The 16,839-nt window shown below is 69.1% G+C and carries 13 protein-coding genes; 7 read left to right on the top strand and 6 right to left on the bottom strand.

Annotation, left to right across the window (positions count from 1 at the left end):
* Nucleotides 1–124: 124 nt before the first annotated feature.
* Nucleotides 125–982: a helix-turn-helix transcriptional regulator gene (locus AC3E6M_RS06710; RefSeq protein WP_138172786.1), complete on the top strand. Its 858-nt coding sequence runs from the start codon at nucleotides 125–127 to the stop codon at nucleotides 980–982.
* Nucleotides 983–1,015: 33 nt separating this feature from the next.
* Here AC3E6M_RS06710 and hisS read toward each other — a convergent pair whose 3' ends face one another.
* Complete coding sequence (gene hisS / locus AC3E6M_RS06705; protein ID WP_490529639.1) at nucleotides 1,016–2,266, bottom strand: histidine--tRNA ligase; 1,251 nt, start codon at nucleotides 2,264–2,266, stop codon at nucleotides 1,016–1,018.
* Between the two features lie 144 nt (nucleotides 2,267–2,410).
* Nucleotides 2,411–3,016 carry a nucleoside triphosphate pyrophosphohydrolase gene (locus AC3E6M_RS06700; protein WP_490529638.1) on the bottom strand — a complete coding sequence of 202 codons (606 nt, stop codon included), beginning with the start codon at nucleotides 3,014–3,016 and terminating at the stop codon, nucleotides 2,411–2,413.
* 360 nt (nucleotides 3,017–3,376) lie between these two features.
* Here AC3E6M_RS06700 and AC3E6M_RS06695 point away from each other — a divergent pair, with 360 nt between their 5' ends.
* Nucleotides 3,377–6,049 carry a phosphoenolpyruvate carboxylase gene (locus tag AC3E6M_RS06695; RefSeq protein WP_138172784.1) on the top strand — a complete coding sequence of 891 codons (2,673 nt, stop codon included), beginning with the start codon at nucleotides 3,377–3,379 and terminating at the stop codon, nucleotides 6,047–6,049.
* A 7-nt stretch (nucleotides 6,050–6,056) separates the two neighbouring features.
* On the opposite strand, the gene alr is transcribed toward AC3E6M_RS06695, so the two are convergent.
* The 3 genes from alr to AC3E6M_RS06680 are packed head-to-tail and all read right to left on the bottom strand — an operon-like array spanning nucleotide 6,057 to nucleotide 9,771.
* Nucleotides 6,057–7,256 (bottom strand): alanine racemase, encoded by a 1,200-nt coding sequence (gene alr / locus AC3E6M_RS06690; protein ID WP_490529426.1) that lies wholly within the window; start codon nucleotides 7,254–7,256, stop codon nucleotides 6,057–6,059.
* Nucleotides 7,256–8,857 (bottom strand): helix-turn-helix domain-containing protein, encoded by a 1,602-nt coding sequence (locus tag AC3E6M_RS06685; RefSeq protein WP_138172782.1) that lies wholly within the window; start codon nucleotides 8,855–8,857, stop codon nucleotides 7,256–7,258. Before AC3E6M_RS06685 ends, alr begins: the two co-directional genes overlap by 1 nt.
* Nucleotides 8,854–9,771, bottom strand: coding sequence for a serine hydrolase (locus AC3E6M_RS06680; protein ID WP_171024163.1), 918 nt, complete (start codon nucleotides 9,769–9,771; stop codon nucleotides 8,854–8,856). The genes AC3E6M_RS06685 and AC3E6M_RS06680 overlap by 4 nt, the downstream gene beginning before the upstream one ends.
* Nucleotides 9,772–9,924: 153 nt before the next feature.
* Here AC3E6M_RS06680 and AC3E6M_RS06675 point away from each other — a divergent pair, with 153 nt between their 5' ends.
* The 5 genes from AC3E6M_RS06675 (at nucleotide 9,925) to AC3E6M_RS06655 (ending at nucleotide 16,128) form a co-directional block, all read left to right on the top strand.
* Complete coding sequence (locus tag AC3E6M_RS06675; RefSeq protein ID WP_490529425.1) at nucleotides 9,925–11,445, top strand: amidohydrolase family protein; 1,521 nt, start codon at nucleotides 9,925–9,927, stop codon at nucleotides 11,443–11,445.
* A 137-nt stretch (nucleotides 11,446–11,582) separates the two neighbouring features.
* Nucleotides 11,583–13,088: a sugar ABC transporter ATP-binding protein gene (locus tag AC3E6M_RS06670; protein WP_490529424.1), complete on the top strand. Its 1,506-nt coding sequence runs from the start codon at nucleotides 11,583–11,585 to the stop codon at nucleotides 13,086–13,088.
* A complete protein-coding gene (locus tag AC3E6M_RS06665; RefSeq protein WP_490529423.1) occupies nucleotides 13,085–14,053 on the top strand; it encodes an ABC transporter permease in 969 nt (322 codons plus the stop codon). The genes AC3E6M_RS06670 and AC3E6M_RS06665 overlap by 4 nt, the downstream gene beginning before the upstream one ends.
* Before the next feature lie 42 nt (nucleotides 14,054–14,095).
* Nucleotides 14,096–15,238: a sugar ABC transporter substrate-binding protein gene (locus tag AC3E6M_RS06660; RefSeq protein ID WP_138172777.1), complete on the top strand. Its 1,143-nt coding sequence runs from the start codon at nucleotides 14,096–14,098 to the stop codon at nucleotides 15,236–15,238.
* Entirely contained in the window at nucleotides 15,235–16,128 is an 894-nt protein-coding gene (locus AC3E6M_RS06655) for a serine hydrolase (RefSeq protein ID WP_138172776.1), read from the top strand. The genes AC3E6M_RS06660 and AC3E6M_RS06655 overlap by 4 nt, the downstream gene beginning before the upstream one ends.
* Nucleotides 16,129–16,206: 78 nt before the next feature.
* Here AC3E6M_RS06655 and AC3E6M_RS06650 read toward each other — a convergent pair whose 3' ends face one another.
* Nucleotides 16,207–16,806: a gamma carbonic anhydrase family protein gene (locus AC3E6M_RS06650; RefSeq protein WP_138172775.1), complete on the bottom strand. Its 600-nt coding sequence runs from the start codon at nucleotides 16,804–16,806 to the stop codon at nucleotides 16,207–16,209.
* Between the last annotated feature and the right edge of the window lie 33 nt (nucleotides 16,807–16,839).

The raw sequence follows: 16,839 nt of genomic DNA, 5'->3' as shown, positions 1-16,839 counted from the left end.
GGTGCCAGCATGGAGGGTGCCGCATCCTGGTACCAGGAGTCTCCTGATCCTGGTAGTCGGAGCAACACCCTGAGCCCCTCCGGAGAGCACGCCGAAGCCTAGGCTCGCGGCGGAAGGAGACGTCATGACCCGATCCGACGAGACGCGCGCGGAGTTCGCCGCGTTCCTGCGCAGTCGACGAGCGCGACTGCAGCCGTCCGACGTGGGACTTCCGGACGGTGCACGTCGCCGCGTCGCGGGACTGCGCCGCGAAGAAGTCGCGCAGCTCGCCGGTGTGGGTCTGACCTGGTACACGTGGCTCGAGCAGGGCCGCCCGATCGCGGCATCCGTCCAGGTCATCGCCGCGATCGCCCGCGCCCTTCGACTCACCGACGATGAGCGCGACCACCTGTTCGCCCTCGCCGACCTCCCCCGACCCGAACGCGCGGCGCGGGCCTGCGTCGAGACACCCCACCTCGATCTGCTCGAGAAGCTCCTCCCCTACCCCGCGGCGCTGCAGACCTCGCGTTTCGAGATCCGCGCCTACAACCGGGCGTACCGCTACCTCTTCGACGACCTCGACGAGATGCCGACCGCGCGTCGGAACTGCGCCGTGCTGCTGTTCACCGACGAGACCTGGCAGCGCTCGCACGTCGACCTCGATCATGCGCAGCGGCGCATGGCCGCGCGACTGCGCTCGGCGTACGGGCGACACCACGACGAACCGGCGTGGCAGCGGTTCATCGCCGACCTCGAAGCCGCCTCGCCGCGCTTTGCGGAGCTGTGGAGCCGCGGTGACGTCGGCGGCGAGCCGCACGCCGTCAAGCACCTCGTCAGCGCCCGCGTCGGCGAACTCCACCTGGAGATGTCCAGCGTGTGGGTCGACGAGGGCCTGGGGTCTCGCGTCGTGTGGTTCGCCCCGCGGGATGCCGGGACGGCGGCGCGCCTGGAACGACTCGCGGCCGAGCATCCCGAGCAAGCGCTCATCAGCGCGGTGGCGTGAGGGCGCGACGCCCGCCGGCGGGGCTGCGTCGGGTCAGCCGAGCGGCTTGATCTCGAGACTCTCGCGCGTAGTCGCGCTCCCGACCGTCGCGAAGGCGGTGTATCCGTCTGCGGTGGCGCGCTCCAGCAGCGCCTTGAGGTTCTTGGTGCGCTGCTCCAGTCGCACCCGACGTCCTTCGCCCACGAGCACCGTCTTCAGACTCACCAGGTCGACGAGGGGGACATCGCGGTCGTGGACCAGCACCACGGCGTGGTCGCCCGCGCTCTCGGCATCCGGGAGCAGGTCGACGATGCGCTCGAAGCCGATCGAGAAGCCGACCGCCGGCACGTCCTGGCCGAGGAAGCGGCCGATCATGCCGTCGTAGCGCCCGCCGCCACCCAGCGAGTAGTCGACGCTCGGGTGGGCGAGTTCGAAGATCGTGCCGGTGTAGTACCCCATACCGCGGACGAGGAACGGGTCGAACCGCAGGGGGACGTCGCCGCCGCGCGCGGCCGCGACCGTCTCGCCGAGCGCGACGAGGTGGTCGACGATCTTGTCCGGGATGCCGTCGGGCAGGGCCGCACGGATACCGACGGCGTCGAACCCCGCGGCGTCGGAGTGCGGCCGGTCGAGGTACGCGGCGAAAGCGTCGACCGCGGGCGCCGAGGCGCCACGCCCCCGCAGCTCGGCCACGACGCCGGAGGCGCCGATCTTGTCGAGCTTGTCGATCGTGATGAGCACGCCCGGGCGCTCGTCGGGGGCGAACCCGAAGACGTCGAGCATCGCGTCCAGCGCGCGACGGTCGTTGACGCGGATCGTGCCGCCCTCGAGTCCCAGGGCGTCGAGCACGTCGAGGCTCGCCGTCATGAGCTCGGCCTCGGCACGCGCGGTGGCGTCGCCGATGATGTCGATGTCGCACTGCACGAACTGGCGGTAGCGCCCCTTCTGCGGGCGCTCGGCGCGCCACACCGGTGCGATCTGGATCGCGCGGAACACCGAGGGCAGCGACGCGCGGTGGGTGGCGTAGAACCGGGCGAGCGGAACCGTGAGGTCGTAGCGCAAACCCAGGTCGGCGAGCGCCGCCGGGTCCTCGGCTGCGGCGCGGATCGCCTCGGCATCCAGTCCGCGCTTGAGGACGCTGAACGACAGCTTCTCGTTGTCGCCGCCGATCCCGGCGTGCAGACGCGCGTACTCCTCGACGACGGGGGTCTCGATCTCGTCGAAGCCGTGCGCGCGGTAACGCTCGCGGATCACGGCGAGCACGCGCTCGCGTCGGGCCTTGTCAGCGGGGAGGAAGTCGCGCATGCCGCGCGGCGGGTTCACGGATGCCACGCTCCCATTGTTCCAGTCCTCGAGCGCCGCGTCCGTCCGGGCGGGTGGGGCGCCAGATCACGTGAACTCGCCGACAGCACCCGTTATGGCGCGTCGCAAGGCGTGACCTCGGCCAGATCACGTGATCTGGCGCGCCTCAGACACCCGCACCTCGGCGGACAGGTGGCGGAGACGGGAGCGCAGCGCGCGGTCGGCATCCCAGCCGTGCTCGCGAGCGAGCTGCACGAGGGCGAGCAGCGCGTCGCCGAGCTCGGACTCCGTCGTGGGCGCCAGGGGCGCGCGGCCCGCGGTCACCCCGACCTGCGCCGCCTTGCCGAGCACCTTCTGCGCCAGGGCGAGCGAAGGCATGTGGTCGCTGACGCCGTCGAGCACACTCGTGCGCTCGCGCTTCTCGGCGGCCTTCGCCGCGTTCCAGTGCACCAGCACCTCTTCGGGAGTGGATGCCACGGCGTCACCGAAGACGTGCGGATGCCGGCGCACCATCTTCTCGGTGAGGCCGCGAGCCACGTCGTCGATGTCGAACGGTTCGTCGGGGTCGCCGGCGGCGATCTCGGCGTGGAACAGCACTTGCCAGAGCAGGTCGCCGAGTTCCTCGCGGAGGTCCGCGCGCGTCCCGGACTCGACCGCGTCGATCACCTCGGCGCTCTCCTCGACGAGGTACGGCACGAGGTCGCGATGGTCGATCGTCTGCGTCCAGGCGCAGCGTTCCCGCACCGCGCGCATCGTCTCGGCGGCCTCGCGCAGCGCGTCGTCGCTCACGGTCCCTCCTCCTGCGGCACGGTCGGAGCCGCTGCCCCCGAGTATGCCCCGCCCCCGTGCCGCGCGGTCCCGCGGCAGGCACAACTCCTGCAGATCCGGGGGCGCCGACGCCCGGAGCGCTCGACCGCGCTCGGGCAGCCGGAGTTGTGCCGCCCGATACGGGGACACAACGCAGGAGAATGCGGGATGCTGACGCACGAACGGCCCGAAATCCTGCGGCATCCCTCGCCAGAGCCCGGAGAATCTCCTGCGTTGTGACCGCCGGAACGGCACGGAACGGCCCGCGTGACATGGCCGCAACGTGACGCAACTACTCTGGGGCGTGTGCGTGAACTGACCCCGACCGAGGCCATCGACCTCGTGGGCCGCTTCGAAGCAGGCCAAGAACTCCCCGAACAGATGCGCGCCGACGTGCGTCTGCTCGGCTCGCTCCTGGGCCGCGTGCTTCGCGAGAGCGGCTCCCCCGGCCTCTACGACGACGTCGAGAAACTGCGGACGGCGACGATCCAGGCCTACACCGACGAGACGCCCGAGGCGTTCGAGCGGGCTGCGGCGATCGCCGACGGCTTCTCGATCGCCCGCGCCGACGAAGTGGCGCGCGCCTTCACGGCGTACTTCCACCTCGTCAACCTCGTCGAGGAGCACCAGCGTGTGCGCGTGCTCCGCGAGCGCGGCGACCGTCCGTCGCGCGGCGGCACCCCCGACACGATCGCGACGGCCTTCGAGCGCCTGTCGAGCGAGATCGGCGAGGAGGGCGCGCTGGCGCGTCTGCAGGCGCTGCGGTTCCACCCGGTCTTCACCGCGCACCCCACCGAGGCCCGCCGCCGCGCGATCTCCACGAGCATCCGCCGGCTGTCCGAGCTGCTCGCCGAGCACGACGACGCCGGCGAGAACGACACCGAGACCCGGCGCACCGAGCGCCGCATGCTCGAGGAGATCGACACGCTGTGGCGCACCGCGCCCCTCCGCCGCGAGAAGCCGTCACCGGTCGACGAGGTGCGCTCGGTCATGGCGGTCTTCGACGAGACGCTCTACACCGCCGTCCCACGGGTGTACCGCCGCATCGACGACATCCTGCAGGGCGAGAACGCCGGTGCCCGCGCGCCGATCGTGAAGCCCTTCGTGCGCGTCGGCTCCTGGGTCGGCGGTGACCGCGACGGCAACCCCTTCGTCACGGCATCCGTCACCCGCAAGGCCGCCGCGATCGCGAGCGAGCACGTGCTGATCGGCCTCGAGCGCACGACGCAGCGCGTGGGTCGCGGACTGACGCTGGATGCCGAGACCACCCCGCCGAGCGACGCGCTGGTTGCGCTGTGGCACCGCCTCCGCGCCGCCGACGAAGACGCCGCGGCCGAGATCGCCGAGCGCTCCCCCGACGAGCCGCACCGCCGCATCCTGCTGCTCCTGGCCCGCAAGATCGCCGCGACGCGCACGCGCAACGCCGACCTCGCCTACCGCGATCCCGAGCACCTGCTCGCCGATCTGCGCACGGTGCAGGACTCCCTCGTCGCGGCCGGCGCCGCACGCCAGGCCTACGGTTCGCTCCAGCGCCTCGTCTGGCAGGTCGAGACGTACGGCTTCCACTTGACCGAGCTCGAGGTGCGCCAGCACTCGGCCGTGCACGCGAAGGTCCTCGCCGAGCTCCGCGCCGGCGGCGAGCGCAGCGAGCAGACCGAAGAAGTGCTCGAGGTCTTCCGCTCGATCGCCTACGTGCAGGAGCGTTTCGGGCCGCGCGCCGCCGGCCGGTACATCGTGTCGTTCACGCAGTCCGCCGACGACCTGGCCGCCGTGCACGAGCTCGCGTCGTACGCGATGGGCCCGGGCGAGCAGCCGCCGGTGCTCGACGTCATCCCGCTGTTCGAGACCTTCGCCGACCTGCAGGCCGCTCCCGGCATCCTCGCCGAGATCGTCTCGCACCCCGCTTTCGTCCGTCGACTGGATGCCACGGGTCGCCGCCTCGAAGTGATGCTCGGCTACTCCGACTCCTCGAAGGACGTCGGCCCCGTCGCCGCGAACCTCGCGCTGTACGAGGCCCAGGCGTTGATCTCGACGTGGGCCGAGGCCGAGGGCATCGAGCTGACCCTCTTCCACGGCCGCGGCGGCGCCCTCGGGCGCGGCGGCGGTCCGGCGAACTCCGCGATCCTCGCGCAGCCGCCGCACTCGGTCGACGGCCGGTTCAAGCTCACCGAGCAGGGCGAGGTCATCTTCGCCCGCTACGGCGACCCGGACATCGCGATGCGCCACATCGATCAGGTCGCGGCCGCGGTGCTCACGGCATCCTCCCCCTCGATCGAACGCCGCAACCGCGGGGCGGCCGAAGCGTTCGCCGACGTCGCCGCCACGATGGACGTCGCGTCACGCGAACGGTTCTTCGCCCTGGTGAAGGCCCCCGGCTTCGCGCCGTGGTTCGCCACCGTCACTCCGATGGAAGAGCTCGGGCACCTCGCGCTCGGCTCGCGCCCGGCGCGCCGCGGCCTGTCGGTCGAGTCGCTCGAAGACCTCCGCGCGATTCCGTGGGTGTTCTCGTGGACCCAGGCCCGCATCAACCTCGCCGGGTGGTTCGGCCTCGGAACGGCGCTCGATGCCGTCGGTGACGAGCAGCGTCTGCGCGAGGCGTACGAGCAGTGGCCGCTGTTCCGGACGATGATCGATAACGTCGCGATGAGCCTGGCGAAGGCCGACGAGCGCATCGCGCGTCGGTACCTCGCTCTCGGCGACCGCGACGACCTCGCCGGTCTCGTGATGGACGAGATGCTCCTGACCCGCTCGTGGGTCGAGCGGATCACCGGCGGCGGGCTGCTGGGCAACAAGCCCGTGCTGCAGCGCGCGGTGAAGATGCGCAGCCCGTACGTCGACGCGCTGTCGCTTCTGCAGCTGCGGGCCCTGCGGGCTCTGCGCGACGCACCCGCCGACGCCCCCAAGACCGATCCCGAGCACCAGCGCCTGCTGTTGCTGTCGGTCAGCGGCGTGGCCGCCGGTCTGCAGAACACCGGCTGAGCGGCCCTCACTCCGCGGGGTCCGGGGCGCGCAGGTGGGAGTGGAGGCGAGGACCGCGTACCGACAGTCCCGTGACGACCTCGTACGGGATGGTGGACGCTGCCTGCGCCCATCGCGCGGCGGACTGTCCCCGAGAACCCCCGAGCACCGTGACGGTGTCACCGACCTCGACCGGGACGGCTGATTCCGCAGGCCCGAGGTCGACGACCAGCTGATCCATGGCGATCCTCCCCCGCACCGGGAAGGTGGCCCCGCCGATGAGAACGCTCATGCCGTCGGCTGTTCGAGGCAAACCGTCTCCGTATCCGAGCGGGACGAGCCCGATTCGGGTCGGTCTCGATGTCACGAACTGGGCGCCGTAGGAGATCCCGTGGCCAGCGGGAAGGACGCGCACGCTCGAAAGGACGGTCGAGACCGAAAGGGCGGGACGCAGGTCGATGGGCTCGCGCGCGTTCACCCCCAGGGGAGACAGCCCGTAGGTGCCCAGCCCCAGCCGGACCATGTCGAAGTGCAGCTCGCGGTGACGAAGGGCCGCTGCCGTGTTGGCGATATGCCGACGGTGCGGCCGGATGCCGTGGCGACGGGCGAGCTCGACCGTCGCAACGAACGTCCGTGCCTGCGCACGCGTCCTCTCGTCCTGCTCGGGATCCTCCGCGGCCGAAAGGTGCGACATCATCCCCTTCACCTCGATGCGCCCTTGCGCCTCGTAGGCCGCGGCCCAACCGAGGATCTCGTCCAGGTCGGCGGGCGAGGCTCCGTTGCGTCCGAGCCCCGTGTCGACCTTGAGGTGCACTCCTGCGCGGCCGCCCGCCGTCTCGACCGTGCGGGCCACCGAGTGCAACTCCGCCAAAGAGGAGACGCCGAGGTCGACAGCGGCTCTCACGGCTCCCGTCATGTCGGTGCGCGGCGTGTGGAGCCATGCCAGGACCGGCGCGCCGATGCCGGCGCGTCGGAGCTTCAACGCTTCCTCGACGTGGGCGACCCCCAGCGTGTCAGCGCCCGCTCGAAGGGCCGCGCGGGCCACCTGCACGTCGCCGTGCCCGTAAGCGTCCGCCTTGACCACCGCCATGACCGCTGCAGGTGCCACCCACCGCGCGACCGCGGCGACGTTGTCGGCGATCGCGTCGAGGTCCACATCGACCCAACGCTCCGCACCACTGCCGGCGGTGATCGTCGCCTCCGGCCGTTGACCGGATGAGGATGCCATCACAGTCGCCGCAATCGGAGCTGGAGCATGAGATTGAAGCGGTCATCGGGGTTGTCCAGGTCGACGCCGAGGAGTTCCTGGATGCGGCGGAGCCGCAGTCGGAAGGTGTTCGGGTGCACGATGAGTTCCTCTGCTCCCGCACGCACGTCGCCGAAGTTCTCGAGATATCGGTCGAGGGTGAGCAGCAGCTGCGTCCCGTGGACGGCGTCCCAATCCGTGAGCTGATCGACCTGGTGCAGAAGAGAGCTCTGCTCGTCCGTCCACCGATCCTTCATCTCGGCGAGCATGACGTCGTGTCGCACCTCGTCGATGCGGTACGCACCCCGCTCACGAAGCCCGATGACGCGCAGCACACGATCGGCACCAGCCTTGGAGCGGTGCAGATCGCCGATGTCGCGAACGGATTCACCGATTCCCAGCCGAACCGGAAGGCGGGTTGCACGCTGAGCGACGAACGCCGTGCCCACCGCCGAGAGGTACGCCCCCTCGGCCCCGTGCTCCTCGTCCACCGGCAGGATGCCGTAGACGATGTCGCCGACCGAACCGGCGAGGCTGTGCGGGTGGTAGGTCACGAGGTGCAGTTCGAATGTCCGGCTGATGCGCTCCATTCGCACGATGTCGGCCGGATCGTCGGTTCCTCCGTCTACCGAGGAGACGCCGAAGACGATGTACTTTCGCGAGCGCAGGCCCAGCTCGGTCGCCGCGCTCCGCGCCTGGTCACCGCCGTTCAGGAGGGCCGCGAGCTGGCGCCGTCGATGCCGACGTGACGCATCCGCCTCGACTCGCTCCCGCAGCATCTGGACGGCGACGATCCTCGCAGCCTCCACCATCACGCGCTGACGGCTCGCGTCGAGCGGCTCGTCCACCACCGCCCAGATGGACCCCAGCAGAGAATCTCCCGCGGTCACCCGAACGACGGCTCGGCCGCGCTCGTAGACGTCTCCCGGCTTGATGAAGATCGGAAGCGGCTCGGCGTAGACGCGGTGGAAGATCCCCGCGTCACGCAGACGCTGCTGGGAGGACTCCGGCACCCGCTGTCCGAGTACCGCCGCCCGTCGCGATTTATCGGTCTTCTGCTCGCCGGAGGAGAACGCCACGATGCGGGAGTTGACGTCCTCGATGGTCACCGCGGCATCGAGGAGGGCCGCGACGGAGTTGGCGAGCGAGCGCAGATCGGTCGCTTCGCCGATGATGTCCGTGTCGTCGCCGAAGCCGTCGATCGCTTGGCGCGAGATCGCCAATGTCGCGGCCGCGGCGATCTGATTCCACGGCACGCCGCGCACGAGACCGATGACCGGGACCCCCGCACTATCGAGGACGGCGGCCGCATCGCGGTCCACGGATACCGGCTCGCGCAGGACGAGGGCTGCCGCTCTGCGCTCCGCCAGCTGGCGCACGAGCTCGAGCGTGGGTTCGCCACCCGCGACACCCACCCCGAGCACGAGGGAACCGGGGATGATCAGCGAGGGATCCAACGGATCGAAGATCGTCACCGACGACACCGTCGAGGTCGGCTGTACACGTCCGAGCGCCAGTTCAACCACGGTCGTCCCCAGCTCGCCGAGCACCTTGTTGAGCGGCACCCCCGCAGACGCGCTCATGTCGACGACCTCATCGAGCCGCCTCCGCGCCGCAAATACGGGGAATCCGCGACGGGGGCCGGACCGGCGTCCTCAGGCCACCAGTGCCGCAGGAGCAGGTGGCCGATGCGTCCGTTGGTGACTTCGCCCTCGTCCTCGGGCGCGAAGAGCGTATCGTCCGACCCCCGCGTGCAGGCAGCGTACGTGAACCCCGTGCCACGGAACCGGACGATGCCCATGTCATTACGTACCCCGGGGTAGAACCCGGTCTTGCTGGCCGATACAACGGGCTGAACGATGCGAAGCTCCTCCGCATACGGTGCCACGCTCACGTACCGCAGCACCTGGTCGAGATACTGCTGCTGCGACAGCAGCTTCTCGCACGCCTCGGACACGGCCGGCGAGAAAGCCGTCCGGTGAGCTATGGCTTGGGCGAGAGTGTCGAGGTCGTTCGTGCTCGCCACGCCCAGGTGAGCGATGTCGCGACCTATGACGTCGAAATCGAGCCTGTTCTTCAACCGGATGCTGTGCAGTCCGAGCTCGGTCATCGCCCGATTGACCTCAGCGATCCCGCCGAGCTGATCGATGACCAGGTTCGCGGCCGTGTTGTCGCTCACGGCGATCATGAGGGCAGCCGCGTCGGCGACCGTCAGTGTCAGACCGCCCGACAGCAGCTTCAGGACCCCGGAGCCGGGCACGCGGTCCTCCTCGTGCATCGTCAGGCGGCGGTCCAGGTGCACCGCACCCCGTTCGGCTCGGTGAAAGAGCGTCACGAGGATCGGCACCTTGATGACGCTGGACGCGGGGAACGCTTCGCGCGAATTGAACTCCACGTGCTCACCGGTACGGAGATTGGTCGCCGCCACACTGATCTCGCCGCTGAACTCGTCAGCGATACGCGCGATCTCGGCCTGAATGTCCTCCGCGGCCCCCATGAGGCACCTCTTCCTTCGCTCGGAACCCTCATTCTCGACGACGTGCTCCCGCGCGCGACACCATGGCCTGAACAGTGTTCGCCGGCCAACGCTGGCCGGTTGCACATCGCTCCAAGGAGCGTGTCTGCGCATCCTTGTGGTGGAGGCTCACATATGACACCCGAAGACGCCGCACACACTCCGGCTCCCGCCGATATCGTCATCCGCGGGGGGCGCGTCGTCGACCCGCGATCCGCGCAGGACGGCATCGCCGATGTCGCCGTTCGTGACGGCAGGATCATCGCCGTCGGCCAGGTCTCCGCGACGGCACGCTCCACGATCGACGCGCGCGGGCTTGTCGTCGCACCCGGGTTCATCGACCTGCACAGTCATGCTCAGACACCTATCGGACTCGGATTCCAGGCGCTCGACGGCGTCACTACGGCACTGGACCTCGAATCGGGCACTCTTCCGGTGCAGGCGCAGTACGCCGCCGCCGTCACCGAGGGTCGCCCGATCAACTTCGGGTTCGCCGCTTCGTGGGCCGTCGCCCGCATGCATGTCATGGCGGGGATCCCTCTTCCCACCCCCGCTGAGGACGGCACGCTGACCACCGCCATGGAAGTTTTCCAACGCAACCAGCGGCTGCCTGCGTGGCATCGGATCGCGACCCGGGCAGAGGTGGACTCGATCATCGGTGTGCTCGCCGATGCGGTGAGTCAGGGCGCCATCGGGATCGGGGTACTCCTCGGCTATGCACCCGCCTCAGGCCGTGAGGAGTACTTCCGCGTGGCTGAGCTCGCCGAGTCGGCCGGAGTAGCGGTCTTCACGCACTCGCGTCAGATGTCCAATCAGGAACCGGGCTCATCCGTCGACGGGGCACTCGAGGTGATCGCTGCCGCCGCAGGCAGCGGAGCCCGTATGCACATGTGTCACATCAACAGCACCTCGTTGCGACGCATCGACGATGTCGCCCGCGCCGTGACGAAGGCGCAATCGCGGGGCAACCAGATCACGACGGAGGCCTACCCCTACACGATGTCCAGTACGGGGATCGGCGCCGCCTTTCTCGCCCCCGACCGCCTCGACCGCCTCGGCATCGAGGCCTCCGCCATCACCTACCTTCCGACGGGTACACGAGTCCGTGACGTCGACGAGCTCGCACACTTGCGCGCGACCGACCCGGGGGGACTGTGTCTGATCGACTATCTCGACGGCGACGACCCCGTCGACGTGAGAACGCTCCTGCGCAGCTTCGATGTGCCGGGAACAGTCGTGGCCTCGGATGCCATGCCGATCGTCGGCCCCGACGGTCGCTATCTCTCCGGGCGGAGCCCGCTCCCGGAGGGTTCGCGCGTGCATCCGCGCAGCGTCGGAACGTTCGCGCGCACGTTCGGCTGGCTGGTGCGCGACCTCGGCGCACTGTCCCTGCCGGATGCGGTCCTGCGCACCTCGACGATCCCCGCCGAGATCCTCGCCCCCTTCGTACCGCGGATGCGGACGAAGGGCCGCGTGGCACCCGGATTCGACGCGGACATCACCGTCTTCGACCCTCATCGCATCAACGATCGGGCCAGTGCGATCAGGATCGAGGCATCAGTCGGCGTGCGTCACGTGATCGTCGGCGGGGAGCCGGTCGTCACAGAGGGCGCGCTACGGACGGGCACAGCCGGACGCCCCCTGAAGTCGCGCTGAGCGGGTCATGGCGAGGCGCCGCAGTGTGCGCCCGCATACTCGCTCGGCCACAACGCTGGCGAACTGGACATAGGTGACCCCGTCGCCGCTTCCTAACCTGGACCCACTATCGACAACACCGACCCGGAAGGTACGCGATGGATCCCACCCCGGTTTTGTCCGTCGACGGCGTGACAAAGCGGTACGGCGAGAATGTCGTGCTGGACGGCATCACCTTCTCCCTCGCGGCCGGAGAGCGCACGGCATTGCTCGGCGAGAACGGCGCGGGCAAGTCGACCCTCGCCAAGATCATCGCCGGGTCGACGCGTCCCGACGACGGCGGCATCGCCGTGGACGGCCGTGGCGTACGGTTCACCGTTCCTCGCGATGCGCTGGCCGCGGGGGTGTCGTTCATCCCCCAGGAACTCGTCTACGTGCCGGCGCTGACCGTCGCCGAGAACATCAGCCTGGGTGCACCACCGTCGCGCTTCGGGTTCACATCGCCCTCGGCGATGATCCGCGCCGCTCGCAAGTACGCCGACATCGCCGGCTTCGATCTTCCGCTCGACACTCCGATGGCCGACATCTCGCTCGCGCAACGTCAACTCGTCGAAATCGCCAAAGCCGTCACGCGCCAGGCCCGCATCCTGATCCTCGACGAGCCGACCGCCGCGCTCGAGTCCGAGGACAGCGCGCGACTGCACGAACTGCTGGGACGCCTGTCGGCCTCCGGGGTCGCCGTCATCCTCATCAGCCACCGTCTCGAGGAGGTCTTCGCAACGTGCGATACCGTGCACGTCCTGCGCAACGGTGCACTCGTACGCTCCAGTCGCACCGCGGATCTGACCCCCTCGCAGGCGATCGCCGACATGCTCGGCCATGAGCAGTCATCGACGGCGAAGGTCGACCGCCGCTCCAGCGACGCGCCGCCCCGGCTGGAAGTGCGGGGCCTCCGGCGCACTCAAGCCCCGATTCTCGATGATGTTGATCTGGTCGTGCGTGAGGGCGAGATCGTCGGACTTTACGGGCTCCGCGGTAGTGGCGCCGACACTCTTGCGGAGACCCTGGGCGGCCTGCACCCTGACGCGGTCGGTCGCATCGCTGTGGCCGGCGCCACGATGAACCGTCTACGCAACCCCCGCCAGAGCTGGCGGGCCGGCATCGCCTATGTTCCCGCAGATCGGAAGTCCCAAGGACTCGTCCTCATCGACTCGATCCGCCGAAATTTCACGTTGCCCGACCTGCGCCGCGTGTCTCGTGCGGGCTGGATTCTCCGCCGCCGCGAGAGGGCCGTCGCTCAGAATCTCTATACCCGTGTGCGGGTACGGGCCCGATCGATCGACCAGACCGTCGGTGAGCTTTCGGGGGGAAACCAGCAGAAGGTGCTGGTCGGAAACCGTCTGCTCGCAGACGCACCTGTTCTCGTCCTGCACGAACCGAGTCGCGGCGTCGACGTCGGGGCACGTGAGGAGATCCACGACATCCTGCGCGGCCTCGCCGACGGCGGTACCGCGCAGCTGGTGGTCACCTCGGACATCGAGGAAGCGGTCCTCCTGTGCGACCGGCTCCTTATCGTGCACCGCGGTCGCATCGTCGATGACATCGCCTTCCCCACCCGAGCAGATCAAGCCCGCGCCCTCGAAGCCGCCGGAGGTATCCAATGACCGAGAGCTCCATCCGCCCCACCAGACGTGTACGGCTCCCCCGCCTCTCGTCTCAGCTCCTGGTATTGGTGGGGTTCCTCGTCGTGGTCGTCGGGGTGTTCGCGAGCATGAGTGCGAACTTTCTCAGCACCGCGAACGTCCTCAACATCCTGTCGATCTCGGCTGTTATCGGGCTCGTCTCCCTCGGACAGGTCCTCCCGCTCATCTCGGGTGGCTTCGATCTGTCCGTCAGTGGCGTCGTCCCTCTGGCGGGCGTGCTGTTCGCGCTCCTGACGAATGCCGGGCTCGGCCTCGTACCCGCCCTGGTCGTCGTGCTGGCTGCCGGGGGCGTTGTCGGGCTGGTCAACGGCTTGCTCATCACCCGGGCTCGCATCAATCCCTTGATCGCCACCCTCGGAACCCTTTCCGTGGTGGGCGGGCTCGCCCTCGTCATCTCCAACGGATTGCAGATCCCCTTCACCAACCCCGATGTCGGGGCCTTGACCTCACGAGGCCTGTTCGGTGTGAACAACCAGGTGTGGCTGTTCGTCGGTCTCGCGATCGTGGTTCACATCGTCCTGTCGTACACCTCATACGGTCGACGCATCTACGCCGTCGGCGGCAACGTGGAGGCGGCCCGGCTCGCCGGCATCCGGGTGAACTCCGTGACCTCCTCGGTCTACGTCCTCTGCTCGATGCTGGCGGCTTTGGCCGGTGTCGTCCTCGCCAGTCAGCTGCTGACCGGCTCGGGCACGGCCGGCATCAACACGAACCTTCAGTCGATCACCGCCGTCATTCTCGGCGGGGCGGCCCTCACGGGCGGCGTGGGCGGCGTTCCGGGAACGGTTCTCGGCGTACTGATCCTCGGCGCGCTCTCCAACGGCATGGCCCTCACCCACGTGCCGTCCTTCTATCAGACCATCGCGACCGGACTCGTGCTGCTCGCGGCGGTGGGTCTGAGCCAGATTCGACGCCGACTGCGCTGACCGCGTTCACCCCTCTGCACCATCACACCCGAAAGGAATCCCATGTCCGCACACAGCGCATCCGTGTTACGCCGACTCGCTCTCGGCACGAGTGTCACGGCGATCACCGCACTTGCCCTCTCCGGGTGCTCGGGCGGGTCGACCGCCGACGCGTCCGACGGCACGATGACGGTCACCTTCGCCAACTACAACGAGAGCGTGCCGTTCTTCCAGGTGATCCACACGACCCTCGACGGGCTCGACCCCGCATCCAAGGGTGTGGATGTCACATGGTTCGACAACAAGGGCGACGCCTCGACCATGCTCCAGAACGTGCAGCAGATGATCGTGGAGCAGCCGAATGCCATGGTGCTCTACCCCGTCTCGTCCGCCACCGACGGAGTCTCCAAGCTCATCGCCGACAGCGGCATCCCGTGTGTGGCCCTCAACATCGACGCGAGCGCATGCTCCTTCCTCAACATCGACAACGCCGCGCTGGGAGACGAGAGCGCGACGATCGTCGGAGAAATCGCCAAGCAGCGGGGGTGGGACGCGTCGAACACCACCGTCCTGATCGGTCAGAACGCCGCCGCCGGCGAGGGGGTGAACGCCGCCGTCCACCACTTCTATTCGACGGTGGCCGACGTCCTCGGCTTCGAGGCCGTCGCGCCCGACGCGATCAGCGCGACCACGACCACGATCGGGACGAACGGCATCCAGTTCGACGGCGGGTCGACGCTGCAGCCGAGCTTCGAAGCCGTCCAAGGTCTCATCGCGAGCATCCCCGCGGATCGGAACATCATCCTCTACACGGTGAACAACGACTCCACCAACGGCGCTCTCCGCGCACTGGAGGACGCGGGTCGCGGGGGAGCGGACAAGCTGCTCATCGCCGGCCTCGGCGGTGACGAGACCGGGCTCGCCTCACTCAAGAACGATCCCCGATGGGTCGCTGAGGGCGACATCTTCGTGTCCTACTGGGGCGAGTACGCGGTGGCCATGGCGCAGGCTCTCGCCGACGGCGTCAAGCCTCCCGCCGATGTGACCCCGCTCCCCCAGCTCGTGATGAACAAGGAGCAGCTGGCCACCTACCACCCGGACGGCACCACCGCGGTCGCGAAGCTCCCCCCGCTCAACGAGGACAACCGGTTCCTCGGCGACACGGGGTTCCTGAAGGCGATGGGCAACGTCGAGGGCGTGGAATGACCCCAGCGCAGCGCGATGACCTCATGGGCACCCTCACCGACATCGACGAGCGCTTCTCCGGCTCTCTGCACGTGTCGGCTCGGAGCCTGAACGGTACGGGGGCGGTGGAGCTCAACTCCACCGCCCCCGTGGCCACCGCGAGCGTCATCAAGATCCCGATTCTGCTGACCGCTCTGCGCCACGCGGAGCTGGGCCGGATCGACCTCGATCGTGTCAGCTCACCCGCTCGAGACCACGGGGTGCAGGGCTCGGGGATTCTCCGCCTGCTGCGAAGCGACCTACAGGTCACCTTCGAGGACCTGCTCGTGCTCATGATCGCGACGAGCGACAACATTGCCACCAACGCCGTGCTCGCTGAGATCCCGGGGGGCGTGGACGAGGTCAATCGGATGATGGACGCCGTCGGCCTGCGACGCATCCGGCTGCGGAACCCCGTCGACCTGGACCTCATCGCGGACGACCCGGAACTGCTGGGCGTGGCTCCGGTAAACCAGCTGCGCGCTCTGATGGACGCTGTCCAGTCCCGCACGGCCGTTTCGCCGTGGGTGTCGGGCAGGGCGGAGCAGATCCTCACGACTCAGCTCTATCTCGATCAGGTGACGAAGTTCTACAAGGTCAACCCGTACGCTGCGGAGCTCGCCGCGCTGGCGCCTCTGACGGTGGCGTCCAAGACGGGATTCGTCCCCGGGACCCGCGTCGACGCCGGGATCGTGCGCTGGCGCACGGGCGGCTTTGTCTACGCGTGCGCGGCGGTCGGTTCATTGGACGAGAGCTTCGCCTCGGACGCCGAACCGTCGTTGGCCCTGGCCGACGCGGGGGTTGCCCTCTTGGAGGCGTTCTGGACAGGCCCCGACATTCCCCTCGTCCCGGGCGCACACCGCCACGTGTGATGATGATCAGCGGTCCGCGCCACCCTCCCGCGGCCGGTGGACGTGAACAGCATCGGATGCCGGGGCCCCCGCCCCGTCTCAGTCGAGTCGGCGGTCGTGGGCGTGCCGCGCGAGACTCCGGCCGTACCGCTCGGTGAGCTGGATCATGAGGTCGGGGGTCTCACGGTCGAGGCCGAAGACGTATCCCGGGAAGTCGAGCTCCTTCTGGGCGGCCCAGATCTCGTCGTGCCGGTCGGGCGAGAGCAGCTGCACCGGATCGCCCACCGCGACCCATCCGATCGGCACCACCGTCTCGGGCGCAAGGACGGTACGCAAGTGGACCACCGCGTTGATGCGCACCTCGCACCTGTCGCCGACCTCGGCACCGTTGAAGACCCGCGTGCCGGTGGCCAGGAACACCTCCGCGCCGATGTCGGCTCCCGCCACGCTGGCCATGGGACCGATCAGAGTGTGGGCCCCGACGTGCACCGCGTGGGTCGAGCTCGCCCGCACCAGCGCGTTCTCCATCACGACCGTGTGCTCTCCCAGCACGATCCGACTCCCCTCGGCGGTGAGCACGGCGCCGTGGAGGACTTGGCATCCGGGACCGATCGTGACGTCGCCGCTGATGACGGCGGTCGGGGCGACGACGGCGTCGGGATGGATACGGGGCTCGGCCCCCAGATGAGCGAAGCGCATGAGCGGCGTCCTTCCCGTCGGTGCCGTCAGCGT

The sequence above is a fragment of the Microbacterium sp. SCPM-O-B-15248 (M128) genome, from assembly GCF_058214835.1.
The sequence above is the reverse complement of the archived record's forward strand: the minus strand, read 5'-3'. Positions and strand labels throughout refer to the sequence as shown.